Genomic DNA, 13,707 nt, shown 5'->3' on the forward strand with positions numbered 1-13,707 from the left:
CAATTTTAAAAGCTCCCATATATTATTTTCACATCATTCATCAATTTCCTCTGTAGCAATTAAAATATTGTCGTTTCAATAAAATAAAGATCTGTATTGATATTAGTATCAAATTATAAAGATTAAGGGGATGTTCCTATGAATTCTAAATCACTTATTACCGCAATCGGTACTTATGTTCCAGATCAAATATTGTCTAATCACGATTTAGAAAAGATAGTCCATACAAATGATGAATAGATTGTACAAAGAACCGGAATGAAGGACCGAAATTTTCTTTTATACAACTAACATTACGGTAAATGAAATCATATCAACGATTTTCTGAATATATCTATCACAACTCACAATATATCAACGATTCCAGTTAAACTATTAGTTAATCGCAAAGAAGCTGCATTCAAAGATTGGTTACCTCTCTTTGAATGCAGCTTCTTTTATCTTAATTTTATTTACCTGTCCGAGACCATATCACAACAGGAATTAGCAATAATGTCAATACTCCTCCAGCTAATGACAATGCGGCATAACTGGAATTTGCTACTATCATGCCTGACATCGCTCCGCCTGAAGCTCCGGCTAGTGCAATAAAAACATCTATCTTCCCTTGTGTTTTTGCACGAGTAGAAGGAGTTGTGGAATCAACGATTTGTGCCGTACCACTAATCAATCCGAGGTTCCAGCCTAAGCCAAGCAAAGAAAGAGCAACGATTAATAGTATTAAAGAATCACTCGGTGCTATCGCAGCTATGACACCCGCTGCAAGTAAAATTACTCCACCAGCTATGCTCATCGTAGTTCGGCCAATTTTATCAATTAACATTCCTGTAACGAGAGATGGAAGGTACATTGCTCCTACATGAAAACCAATTACAAGACCTACTGCACTTAATCCATGGCCGTGGTGTCCCATATGAATTGGTGTCATTGTCATAATCGCAACCATCACTATTTGTGTAAGTATCATTACGATTGCTCCAACAGTAACACCCCGTTTATTTTCTATCATTTCTTCTGTTACTGGTTGCCCTTTATATGTATGTTCTTGTTTATATGTTTCTATCATGTTAGCAATAATTAACGGATCTGGACGAAGCATAACAAATAGGACAAGACCAGCAAGTATAAATGCTGCTGCCGATAATATAAATGGACCAGCAAGTTCAGGAATTCCAATTGAATGAGCAAACTCTCCCATTACTCCTACTAAGTTTGGACCTGCTACTGCACCGAAAGTCGTCATAACCATCGTAATACTAACAGCAGTTGCTCGTTGCTTCTTATTCGCTAAATCTGTACCTGCATAACGAGCTTGTAGATTTGTAGCTGTACCTGCACCATATATAAGTAAAGAAATAAGTAAAAGAATAATACTATTTGTTAAAGCAGCCAATACAACTCCAATTGCCCCAAGTCCACCTACTATAAATCCTGTTGCAAGTCCAATCCGGCGTCCATATCGCTGCGAAAGTTTCCCTACTATGAATGCAGCTAACGCAGATCCTAATGTAAACATGGCAGTCGGCAATCCTGCATATGCATCTGTTCCAAGCATTTGCTGCGCAAGAAGTGCACCTACCGTAATTCCAGCAGCTAAACCTGCCCCGCCGAACATTTGCGAAATACTTACGATTATTAATGTTCGTTTGTATAGTTTTTGTTGCTCTTCTTCTGTATACATACGATTGCTTATTAAAGCACTCGCTTTATCTAGCATTTCCTCACCCTCCTTTTGAAATTAAGCCCCTTTGTTAATGTACTATGTTTAACGTTACATATTCAATGTCATTTTTCATTCGTTCCTTTATATCTAAAAAACTAAAAATCTTTATCCATAGAAGAACCACAAGCCCCTATAAACTTAACACTACTAGAAAGATACAAAATTTAAAGACTTTCATCGGAATTGATTTTGTTGGTTTTTATAATAAAAGGCATTATAGTCATAAGTTTAATGAACTAAATCCAGATTATAACTCCATACTAGTGTAAATAAAAAGACTATCCGATAATTTGGTTTGACCAACTTATCGGATAGCTCTCCTTCATACATTACATAAAAGTCTTTTACTATTTAACTCCTACATCTTGCATAGATTCCACATTCTTTTTCTCGCCCTCTTTTATTTCATAATAATAAGTAGGTAATTCTATGTTATGCTCTATGAAATAATCCTCAATCAATGAAATAATTACTTTCAATGTCTTCAAACGAGCATATAATTTATCATTACTCGCGATAATATTCCATTTCGCATTTGACTTATTTGTTTTTTCAAACATGTCTTCCATTGCTTCAACATACTCGTCCCATTTTTCACGATTACGCCAATCTTCATCTGTAATTTTCCATCTTTTAAGAGGGTTGTTCTCTCTTTCTTTAAATCTCTTCAACTGTTCGTCTTTACTAATATGATAGAAAAACTTCCCTATTATGTAATGGTCATCTGTTAATAATTTTTCGAAATCATTAATTTCATCATACGCTCTCGTCCACTCTTCCTTTGTAGCAAAACCTTCCACGCGTTCAACTAATACACGACCGTACCATGAACGATCAAAAATAGTAATTTGCCCGTACTGAGGAAGTTTCCTCCAAAAACGCTGCAAATAATGGTAGCGTTTTTCATGAGGGGCAGGTGCTCCAATTGGAGTTACTCGGAAACCGCGTGGATCAAGATGCTCCGTCACTCGCTTAATTGCTCCACCTTTTCCAGCTGCATCCCAGCCTTCCATAACGAACATAACCGCAATTTTTTCTTCTTTTAAAATTTGCTGTAATGCTAATAAGCGTCTTTGATATTTTTCGAGTTTCTTATTGTACTTAAATTTCGATTCAATTTTTTTCGTTAAATCTACTTTAGCAAGATGTCCATTTTCCATAAAACAAATCCCCCTTGTTGTATGACAATAATATTTTAACATATTTTTGGTAATTTTTTCATATCCTAAAAAGCTGTGTAGAAAAATCTCTACACAGCTTCTTTCTCTAACTCTACATCTACTTCGATGTTCTCTTGTCTATTCCTTACAGCTTTCATAAAGAAAATAACCGTTAAAACAACTGTAATAATCGCACCTACAATATACGAAGTGTCTAACGGCATATTAAAGCCAATTTTTGCGTTTAAAATATAAATTACTGTCATGAGCGTCATAAATATTGCTGGAATTAATGAAACAATATACTGATTTCCTTTTCGTTGAACAAATTCTATCTCTCTAGCTAACTTATTTAAAGCATTTGATGACATATACCGTTGTAACTTTTTAGAAAACCATTGTAGTTCATCAGAAATCGATAAATTCATACTAAAAACGCCATCCTTTCTGTATATTTCTACAAATAGAATAGCGTTCTGTTTATTATATAGATACTAAATTATCTTAGCTCGATAGCGTTCCTTCAACAAGATAAAAATTTTAATCCCCTACATTTAATTAATTATAAGCATCTAACTTATTTCCTCTGTTTTTGATTTACATGTTACTCAATTCATATCACTACAATTCTTACATTTTTTTGTGTGCCAACATGTCCATTTAATACAGTATTTTATCTTTCATTAAGTTTATCTTTATCCAGTTGCAGCCAATCGTCAAATAGTTGATTATCCTTTAGTTTTAGATAATGCTTCAAAAATGTCACAAACTCTTGTGTATCAACTTCTTTATATTGGTAGGTTTCATAATATTGTTTTAATAAGTATTCAGCTGTCTTCTGTCCTCCATTTTTGTTAAAAACATTCCACAATCCACTTGCTGACTGACCATAGATGTAATTACTTTGCTCTTCTAACGGATATTTGTCCAATGGAAGATTCGATGGTCTTCTTTTCATATTTGGCAACAAATCTTGATGAAACATTTCATTTATGTTTCTGTTTTCTTGAGCTGAGAAAAACAGTCTTGTTGCCAACACCGCCAATCCTTCATCTAACCATGCATGATAGTAAGGATCACTACTTATTACTCCATAAAACCATTGATGAGCTATTTCGTGTACAATATAGTTTTCTAATACTTTAGTCGGTTGCGAAACGGATCCAACTGTTACAATTCCTGGATACTCCATTCCTTTTTCATCCAAGATAATATCCAATTGTTTAGACGGATACTTCCCTATAACTTGCTGAAAATAAGCTAAGGCTTTCGATGCGAACAAACTGGCTTCATTAAGGAGTTCTGGCTTATCTTCAACACTAAACACTCGTATGTTTACGCCGTTTTCTTCTTTTTCAATCATATGTGGTTCTTTCAAAACTGCCACAAACATTTCCTTCACATTCTTTACATACATTACGTTTGTATTATTAATAGGAAATGTATCACTTTCACTTGAAGTAACTACTGTATAATCTGGTGGCACTTTTAATTTAAGTGAGAAGTCACTAAACGAGGTATGATAAAACTCACCCTTGGCACGATATGCTTGTTTATTCCAGTCCTTCTGGAACGTTGGAACCATTGGATACCATTGAGCCAAGTAATAATTTTCACGGTTTTTTGAAAAACGATTCCCATGTTCGGGTAAACGAAAATCATAGGACACTCTAACATTTATGACGTTTCCAGGTGACACCTTTTCATTTAACGGTACAGTCAGAGTATCATCTGTGAGGTTGAAGGGATTGTTTTTTCCATTAACAGATAATTCCTTCATACGAACAGTTGCAGGCTTTTCCAATTGAGGGGCATATTCCTTCGTAAAAATATTAGGGATAAAATAAAACAAGAGTTTACACCAATCTTTGTCAGATTGATTTTGGATTGAAATTGAAGCTTCTACATTAAAAAGGCCATCTGTATTCATTTCAAGCTGAAGATCATATGCACTTTTGCTACCTGGCTTTATATCTTGTGGGATAAACTCCTTTACATTCTCTTTAACGGGAACTTTTCTAGAATACTTGCTCCATATTCCGTAAATACAAATCATAAAAACGAGAGAAGAACAAATAACAATTTGAATTCTTAATGTATTTCTTTTCATATTACCTCCTTACATAAACTGTAATTTGATGGACATATTCGTCTATGACCATCTCTTTCCCTTGTATCTAGAGCATTCTTTTCAATTTCTGTTTACGTCAAATCTAATTAACAGAGATATAGACCAAAACACACATATTTACACTATTTTGATTTATATACAAACTACATTTTAATGTTTTGGGGTATTTGCTTTTCTTAGGTTGTTAGGCATGTATATTCACCCCTAAAAAGAGAACAATAACAAATACATCCAGTACAGAATGGGAGTTCTCTAAAGATGAAACGAAAAATAGTCTCTCTCCTTACGTTTATTTGTGTGGCACTACCAATGCACGCCAGTGCCTACACATTTCAGTCACTACCAATTGCATCGCAGTCTAAACAATGGTATGTCGAAATTGATAAATCTCATAACTCAAACAAACAAGCAATCCAGCCAAAACAAGGTGTATATGATACGTATAGTTTACTCGTAAAAAACATCGGTCATGATGTATCAAACGTATCAGTAGAAATACTGGATAGCAGCCCTACCTCTAAAGCTACCTTTAAGCCTACTACACCTAATGAAAACATTTCTAAAAGTCATACAAGCTTTGACTACATGGTATTCCCATTAGATTTTAATAGCCATAATTTTAAAGTCGTGATTACTTGGGAAGAAAAGAATTTCTCTTACAACGGCCATCCGGTAAATGAAGGTAAAAAGATAAAGCAAACATTTGTATTTAATGAAGACTAAGCCCTAATTTCTTTAAGGCTTAGTCTTTCCTTTTGAAACCAGTTTGTATCGCTTCCGTCACTTTTTTTGTGATCTCCAATTCTGTTGCTTCCATACTAATTTTCTTGTACCAAATATGTACAGACGATTTTTCATTATAAAGATGTTTTATTAATATGAGTTGATTATATACTGGCCTATTTTCTATATGGGTAGCGATATAGACTGTAAAATTTTTCGCCTCAAAGACCTTTCCTTGCAAAATATATTTACTTTCTAATTGCCTTACTACTATATCTTCCAAGTTTTCTATAGTCATGCATGTCGCCCTCTTTTCCCATATAATTAATCAAATCGACGAATACTCGGTACAGACAATGCTATTCCAATTGTTAAGATTACTAAAATAGCTAGTGTTATAATAGTTATCTCACCACCTATGACAGTAGCTAACCAACCTACAACTACGTATCCTAATGGCAATAGAGCAAAAGAACCTAACATATCAAGGCTTGCCACTCTTCCGAATGCTTCTTCTGGTACAAGTTCCTGTAAACTCGTTTCCCAAATGAGTCCAAATATCATCATGCCGAATCCTTCAATTGCCATTAACACTATTAAAGCAGGTGCCCAAGAAATGAATGGCATAATTAATAAAGCAATGCCACTAATTAAAACACCTCCATAAGCCAGTAATCCTCTCTTCTGCCACCGCTCTTTCCCACCAAATATTAATGCAGCAATTACAGCTCCACCACCTGAAAATGCCATACCAAGTCCATACACGTAAGCTTCAAAATGATGATGAACATTAAATAACCATGGAATTAATACGACGATAATGCCGGCATAACAAATATTTATAAAAGAAAAAACTAAAATTGTAATCCACAGCCACGGATGACTTTTTAAAACTACAACACCTTCCATAAATTCTTGTTTGTAATCGATCTTACTCTTTTCAATCGATTTTACTTTCTTAAATTTAATTTCTTTTAAAAATAATAAACATAAAAATGATAATAAGTACGTTACTGCATCTAATCCGAAACCTATCCCTGCAGACGCAACCGATACTATTAGCCCACCAAGCGCTGGTCCAATTAATCGTATGCCTTGATTACTCATTTGAGTGAGTGCGTTAGCTGCATTTCGAATTTCTGGTACAAATACTTTTGCTCGTACAGCTGAATATGCCGGCTGAAATATCCCTTCCATAAGCCCATATACCGCAACAAGCACATATAATAGTGTAATTGTTAACACGTCCATAAATATAAATGTTGCAATTAATAGCATTAAGACGCAACGAATGATGTCTGTAAATAACATCAATTTCACCCGGTCAATCCGATCTACTACTAATCCAGCAAACGGCAAAGCAAGTATATTAGGAAGCATGTACATTGCCATAGTCATCCCCATTACAATTGTTGAACCAGTTAATGAATACACAACAACTGGTAGAATAACCATCGTTATGGAACTACCTAAGGTCGAAAGTAATTGGCCAATCCATAAAAATTTAAAGTGTCGCGATGCTTTAACCGGTAATAATAATTTCCCCACATACCCCAAACTTTTCTCTCTTTGTACTTCTCCTTGCACCTCTCTCACCTCTTTTCAAATTAAAATACAGAATATTCTTTTTAATTATATATGAAACTAGTAACCTTATGGTAAAATTATCAAAATCATATAGGAGAATATAAATAAAAGAGGTGTTTNNAAACACCTCTTTTATTTATAATTTTAAGTTTTTCTTCAATGTCCAATATTTTTCTGGAGCATTTTCAAGTGAGAATTCTACCCAACCGTTTGGATCTTCACGATATACATTTACTTTTGTACCATTTTCTAATTTTCCAACTTCATTTTGTGTCACATTTGGTACACTCTTAATTGGATTGTTAAACGGGAATGGAACTTGATAGTAAGATCCTACCGATTGAACAGTAGCTTTTGCATCTTTTGCATAATCTGTATAAGGAATTGCTTCACTTAATACTTCTACATTTAATGTATTAGGGTTTTTCGGTAGTCGTTTTGCATTTTTGTAATCTGCTTTATTAAAAGGCTTAATGCGTTCCATGATGTTAGCGATTTTTCCAGCCCATTCTGTATCCGTTGAATACATAACATTCATTGCTGGCAATGTGTAACCTTTGAAATATCTTGCACCATCTTCTAAGTAGTTCTTTTTTACATAATCAGCGTTATATGAAATACTTAGTCCGTAAGACGGTAAATATTTTGCATATGCAAATGGATCACGATCATATGCTCTTAAACCAAATAAATTATGTTTACGATATGCAATTTCTGATTTACCGTAACCAGATTCTAAGATTGCATGTGCAGCTAAGTATAGTGCGTTCACACCATACTCATTTTGCGCTTTAATAAAGTCTTGTCCAATTCCAACTAACGGGCTATCTGGATGGAATCTTTGAATATAATTATCAATCTCTTGCGCAGTTACATTAGATGGTAACGTTACATCTAGATTGATATACGATGCCATAGCGTTATATAAAAATTGTGCATATTCTTCACGTGTTACAATACCAGATGGATTAAATGCACCTGCTCCATTACCTGACGCAATGCCGTTAGATTCTAATGCACTGATTGCATCATTTGCCCAATGCTTGCTCGGTACATCATTAAACGTATGTTGAGCCTTTACTTTCAATTTATAAGCATTCTGGATAATTACTGCCATTTCAGCACGAGTTAAAGATTCTTTCGGTCTAAATGTTCCCTTACCATCACCTACAAAAATCCCCATATCTGTTAAAGCTAAAATTTCTTTTTGAAACATTGTTGTTCCTTCACTAATATCAGAATATGGGTTTTTATATTCGCTTTTTTCTTCCGGTTTTAATGCACGATACATTAATGCTGCCACTTGTTCACGAGTTACAACATCCCCAAATCCAAACTTACCATTATCATATCCTGCAATAACTCCGTTTGACGTTAAATTAGTAACTGCTTCAAATGACCAATGATCTTTCGGAACGTCTGGAAATTCTTTTGTAGATGCAAACGAAGTTGCTGGAGCCATCACTACTTGAAGTGCGACTGTCACTGCTAACACATTAGAAATAACTTTTTTCATAAATTTTTTAACACGTTATGTATATGTTTGCCCCGTGTTAACTTGCCTCCCTTTATCATATAATTTTCCCTATCAAACTAACAAACTCTTAATTAGTCAACAGTAAAAGTATACGTGATAAAAATAAACTAATCTACCATTATTTTATTTATAATCGGCATAATACGATATATCTTTTTATTCCGATACAAAATTACACAAACTTATATAAATTGAAACTTTAATCAGTCCTCACCAATCGGGCTTTTACGGGCTGCCCGGCAAATAGCCGATAAAAAGCCCACCTCTATATAGACGATGGGCTCAGCAATCAATATTGTTATTTCGTTAAACGAGATTTTGAAACATCAAAACCTTTCCACTCATAATAATCTAAAATACCCGCATAAATTGCCTCAGCAGCTATTTGTCTTCCAGATTCTGAAGCTAACTTCTCATAATCCGCGCTGTTATCTAAAAATGCTAGCTCAGTTAGTACTGCAGGCATCTCATTTTCTCTTAATACATAAAGATCTCCTTCTTTCACACCACGATCTCTTGTATCTAGAGCTTTAACTAATCTTTTTTGTATTTTATCAGCTAACATATAACTATCCTTTTCACGCTCAGTTAATTCTTTCTTTTCAGATCCTTTATAATAAAAAGTTTCCGTTCCATATCCATCATGTTTTTGAGAAGCATTTGCATGAATACTTACAAAAACATCTCCATTATGCTCTTTCGCGAAATTCACACGATTTTTAAGGTCTTCTCCTTGATTTTCACCAAGACGAATATCTGTTTCACGTGTTAACATCACACGGAATGGAGTATTTTTCTCTAGTAAACTTTGTAATCTTTTAGATGTATCTAATACAATATCACTTTCATGTAATCCTTGTGTTGCCTTCCCAGGATCTGTTCCTCCATGACCTGGATCAATAATGATCACCTGTTCTACTAGAGGATTACCTATTTTAAGTGAATCCGTCTTTGCAATAAACTGCGCAGCTTCTGCTTTCGTTACAGTTTTATTAGGTAACCAAGCTGTACTAGTTACACCTTGTGAAATATTCAATTCTACTAAAATGTTAGCTTTATCTTTCCCCCAACTATCATTTAAATCAGCAAATTTTGTTTGTAATGGCTGTTTTACTTTTGCATCTAATTTATATGCTTCAACAAGCATCGATGCCATTGAAACGCGGTCGATTTTTCCGTTTGGTTCGAATACGCCTGCTCTTTTACCTTTAACAACGCCAGCTTTTTCTACAGCTGCGATGTATGGGGTGTACCATTCGTTTTGAGAGTCACCAAAAGATGGTTTAGCATCTTTATCGAATGGTAAATTTAAGATTTGAGCCATCATTGTTGCTGCTTCTGCACGAGTGATTTCTTTTCCAGGCTCGAACATTCCTGCACCATTACCTTTAACTGCACCTTTCTCTACTAAATAGTAAATAGAATCTTCTGCCCAATATTTAGCTGGGACATCTGGAAATGTTTTTGTTTGTGCGAAACTGCTAGATGAATAAGATAATATACTAGCTGCTAATACTCCTGCTGCAATTATTCTATTTTTCATAGAATATATTCCCCTCTCAAGTACAATATTTTTTTTTATAACAGAGTAATTATAGTTCTGAAAATTAGTAATAGTCAAATGAAATTTGTATAATTTTGTATTATTATTGTATTTTTTGGAACAGATAACTATAGTTAAACTATAAAATAATCATTACCCATACATAAAAAAGCTTGGAATTTCTCCAAGCTTTTCTTACTTCTCCTCTATTTTCTTAATCTCATAATCAATTTCTAAAAACTTAACTCCGAATATCCACATTTTATGGTGAGCAGTTAGCAGTTGACCCTTTCTCTCTTTAATAATAAAAGTCTCTGCTAGTGGTAAACGTATTGTAAAGTAGCGAGTGTGTAAATAAATCCCTTCATCACCCTTACTATTTTCTCTTAACTTACTAGTAATGATTAAATCATTACTATCATTACATAATTTCAAAATACCCGTCATATTCGAATATGGTAAAGGCAATGCAATATTCATATATGTCTCGTTCTTATGTGTATGCTTTGAATAAAGAGCTAAAAAAATAGACTCTCCTGCTTCATTTTTTCTTAACCAAGCCCTTACGTTCTCTCTTCCATCTTTTTCATCTATTACACCAACGATAGAGCTATGCATCGTTTCCCACTTGCCGCCCATTCCTAAATGTATTTGTCCTACACGCTTACTCATTTTCTCATAGCAAAGTGCAAACGGACGGAACCAACGAGCCCATTTAATATTCGATTGTAACTGGTACTCTGTTGTATTTTCATAAAAGCGAATAATACCCATAGGAACCTTCGTCGCGTCAAATACTTCACTATGAAAATCATTCATTTTGTCAACTAGACCATCGTATTCCTTACTATTCACTAAATTTCTACTATGTAAAAATGCCCCACCAATCGTCACTTTTCCTCTTAATTGACTCATTGGTTTTCCGTAGTATTTATAATTCGGAACACTCTTTTCAATCATCCAGCCAACAAATGCTGGTAACGCTACTCCAATCCCATTTACAACACCGTGAATCCAAACCATTTGAGCAATTGTAATCGTCATTACTTGTTTCAAATTTCCGTATGAGTATATAAGTGAGAACATAATTGTTACCATGAGCGTACTAGACGAAATAATTAAGAGAACCTTTGCAGTGATAGAATTAAATTTCACTTTCCAAACGTAAATGCCATATCCATAAATAGCACATAAATATATGAACACTGCAAAAAATTCAAATATCCTTGAATATGTAATTCCTATCGCAACTGTCATAGGTGAAATAACTATGATAAACATAATTGCATCATATACTTTACTTCTCTTTTCTCTTTTCCTTCTTACTAAACCAGCTGATAAGGGCAATAGAAACGCCGAATAATGAAAGTGGGCAGCTGTGAGTAAAACAATATCAGAACTAAACTGCATAATCGAAATGTTTGCTACTGAAGCAAAAAACCAAAAACCACCAAGAAACAAATAAATATACGCACTATCTATAGCCGTTTCTTCTAATGGTTTCCATCCTCTTTCTAGCAACCTACTAACGCCAAATAACGCAATAATCCCTGTGTATATAAACCAAATAAGAGAAAAAATAAAATGGTTTGTTACGAAAGCTAGCATTGCACAAATCGCTGCGATTGGATATAAAAACGATACGGATTTATAAAATAATAAATACGATCCATTTCTTGTTCTTTTATCGATAATACAAAAAGACATTGGTATAAATAATAAAACAGATAATAATATAATTGCTTCAACAGGATTTACATCGGGCCACTCACATATTAGAAAAACAATATAACAAGCAAGCCCAAATATTATATTTCTCATATCGTTTATTTCCTTTCCACAAATGTTCCCTTATATGCAAATAGCGAACCAATTAACGGATTTCGTACTTGTACATGAATTCGAAAACATTGTAATTCATCATCATAACTTTCAACAATTTTTGCCTCTCCATATAAAAATTTCGGTAAAGAGATTTTTCTTCCAAACATAAAAAACCATTGTTTCTTTGAAGAAATATGCATTGCTCCCATCTCATCAATATGAAAATTCAACGTAGAAACGAGTATATGCGGCTCACCAAAATAATCTACAAGTTCATTTTCTGTTTCATCCAACTGCATAACCGCGTTAAAATATCTTTTCTTATTATGAAAATAAAAAGTGCGATTCCACCGTACAAGTTCATTTCCATGTTCATCCCGCTCAGCAGTATTATGTATCGTAAATGGAACTTCCTTTCCCCGCTCTGAGAAAAACATTCGAAACTTCGATGCAATTTTCAATATCAATTTAACAAAAAAAGAGCCACCGTAAATTTCATCCATCTTTCCTTCCCCTGTAAAACTATTTTCTTCTGTAATCGCATACCGCTTCTGTAATTCTGGATGCAGTTTTTTATAGGTATCCCCTAATAATCGCTCATAAATATTAACCATACACTTATCCCTTTCTCGTCCTCTTGCAATTTTTTGCACTTGGCAAATCAAAGCTATTTATATAACCGACAATTGATAATCCTATTAGAAGGATATTTAATGTAATTGGATTAAACGGCTCTGTAAAGCTTGTTATATTCGTAAAAACTGCTGCGGTTCTCCTTCTTTTTTCTCTAAATACGAAATTTCAGTAAAGCGAGCATCCCACTCTGTATGTATGTCTGGTTCTTGCGTATATTTCCATAGTTTTTCCATTGTTGTTTTCATTTCTGTTGCAACATAAATAGGCTTTTTCTTACTCATTCTCCACCTCCTAAGTACTATATTTTTAATGTACATGCAATGAATTTATTTTGCTACATTTTTCACAAACTTCTTTGTGAAAAAGAAAGAATAAAAAAAATATATAAAACACTTGATTCCTCAAAAAATTTGAATTATTATAAAACAAATGTTACCAACAACTTCATAATTCAAACACTCTCGCCTAAAACGTGAGATAGAGGTTGCAATACTTATGAGTATTCTAATGGAGACACAGAGATGTCTATGAAATTAGAGGAAAGGAAGTGTTGCCGAAATCGATAAATTTCTCTGTATTTATCAATTGGGGCTGTTTTCGAATAGAAACAGAACTGTCATATGTACAAACGTGTATGTATGAAGAGCTATCTACAAAAAAGAGATATCATTTTTTATGATATTCCTTTTTTGGCGGTTTTTTTATTAGCTCCGTTTTCTGTTTCCCTTTTCCTGTAACAGCACCATCCTCACTTATTTGAGATGGTGTTTTTTGTTTTTTCTCTGGTAACTACAGGAATATTGGGATTTATATATGTCCTAATCTATTCTTAAAAATGGACGA

The 13,707-nt window shown here is 33.9% G+C and carries 11 protein-coding genes, 2 pseudogenes and 1 riboswitch; of the genes and pseudogenes, 2 read left to right on the forward strand and 11 right to left on the reverse strand.

The genetic code is table 11. The annotated features are described in order from the left end of the window. Positions 1-138: 138 nt before the first annotated feature. A pseudogene (locus COC96_RS03820) lies at positions 139-237 on the forward strand (ketoacyl-ACP synthase III); the annotation flags it as partial. 211 nt (positions 238-448) lie between these two features. Here the strand turns inward: COC96_RS03820 and COC96_RS03825 are convergent. From COC96_RS03825 to COC96_RS03845, 4 genes and pseudogenes are all read right to left on the reverse strand, one after another. Further along, positions 449-1,717 carry an MFS transporter gene (locus COC96_RS03825; RefSeq protein ID WP_098768345.1) on the reverse strand — a complete coding sequence of 423 codons (1,269 nt, stop codon included), beginning with the start codon at positions 1,715-1,717 and terminating at the stop codon, positions 449-451. 353 nt (positions 1,718-2,070) lie between these two features. Further along, positions 2,071-2,883 carry a polyphosphate kinase 2 family protein gene (locus tag COC96_RS03835; RefSeq protein WP_098768346.1) on the reverse strand — a complete coding sequence of 271 codons (813 nt, stop codon included), beginning with the start codon at positions 2,881-2,883 and terminating at the stop codon, positions 2,071-2,073. A gap of 89 nt (positions 2,884-2,972) precedes the next feature. After that, positions 2,973-3,200, reverse strand: a pseudogene (locus COC96_RS03840) (carbon starvation CstA family protein); the annotation flags it as partial. 356 nt (positions 3,201-3,556) lie between these two features. Continuing rightward, positions 3,557-4,993, reverse strand: a complete 1,437-nt coding sequence (locus tag COC96_RS03845) for a M1 family metallopeptidase (protein WP_098768347.1) — start codon at positions 4,991-4,993, stop codon at positions 3,557-3,559. A gap of 279 nt (positions 4,994-5,272) precedes the next feature. Between COC96_RS03845 and COC96_RS03850 the strand changes: the two genes are divergently transcribed. Then, entirely contained in the window at positions 5,273-5,737 is a 465-nt protein-coding gene (locus COC96_RS03850; protein WP_098768348.1) for a hypothetical protein, read from the forward strand. Between the two features lie 19 nt (positions 5,738-5,756). On the opposite strand, the gene COC96_RS03855 is transcribed toward COC96_RS03850, so the two are convergent. From COC96_RS03855 to COC96_RS28435, 7 genes are all read right to left on the reverse strand, one after another. After that, the gene (locus tag COC96_RS03855; protein ID WP_098768349.1) at positions 5,757-6,035 is read right to left on the reverse strand and encodes a hypothetical protein; all 279 of its coding nucleotides are present in this window, start codon (positions 6,033-6,035) and stop codon (positions 5,757-5,759) included. 26 nt (positions 6,036-6,061) lie between these two features. Then, positions 6,062-7,324: an MFS transporter gene (locus COC96_RS03860; RefSeq protein WP_098768350.1), complete on the reverse strand. Its 1,263-nt coding sequence runs from the start codon at positions 7,322-7,324 to the stop codon at positions 6,062-6,064. A 136-nt stretch (positions 7,325-7,460) separates the two neighbouring features. After that, on the reverse strand, positions 7,461-8,840 hold the full coding sequence (locus COC96_RS03865; RefSeq protein WP_098768351.1) for an S-layer homology domain-containing protein: 1,380 nt from the start codon (positions 8,838-8,840) through the stop codon (positions 7,461-7,463). A gap of 319 nt (positions 8,841-9,159) precedes the next feature. After that, positions 9,160-10,404 carry an N-acetylmuramoyl-L-alanine amidase gene (locus tag COC96_RS03870; protein WP_098267406.1) on the reverse strand — a complete coding sequence of 415 codons (1,245 nt, stop codon included), beginning with the start codon at positions 10,402-10,404 and terminating at the stop codon, positions 9,160-9,162. A 195-nt stretch (positions 10,405-10,599) separates the two neighbouring features. Next, on the reverse strand, positions 10,600-12,225 hold the full coding sequence (locus COC96_RS03875; RefSeq protein WP_098768352.1) for a YndJ family protein: 1,626 nt from the start codon (positions 12,223-12,225) through the stop codon (positions 10,600-10,602). Between the two features lie 5 nt (positions 12,226-12,230). Beyond that, complete coding sequence (locus COC96_RS03880) at positions 12,231-12,842, reverse strand: DUF4166 domain-containing protein (RefSeq protein WP_098267404.1); 612 nt, start codon at positions 12,840-12,842, stop codon at positions 12,231-12,233. A 132-nt stretch (positions 12,843-12,974) separates the two neighbouring features. Next, positions 12,975-13,145, reverse strand: coding sequence for a hypothetical protein (locus COC96_RS28435; RefSeq protein ID WP_373604881.1), 171 nt, complete (start codon positions 13,143-13,145; stop codon positions 12,975-12,977). A gap of 189 nt (positions 13,146-13,334) precedes the next feature. After that, a riboswitch (Lysine riboswitch) is annotated at positions 13,335-13,521 on the forward strand. Positions 13,522-13,707: the final 186 nt, after the last annotated feature.

Source organism: Bacillus cereus (assembly GCF_002577405.1).
Taxonomy (GTDB): Bacteria; Bacillota; Bacilli; order Bacillales; family Bacillaceae_G; genus Bacillus_A; species Bacillus_A cereus_AU.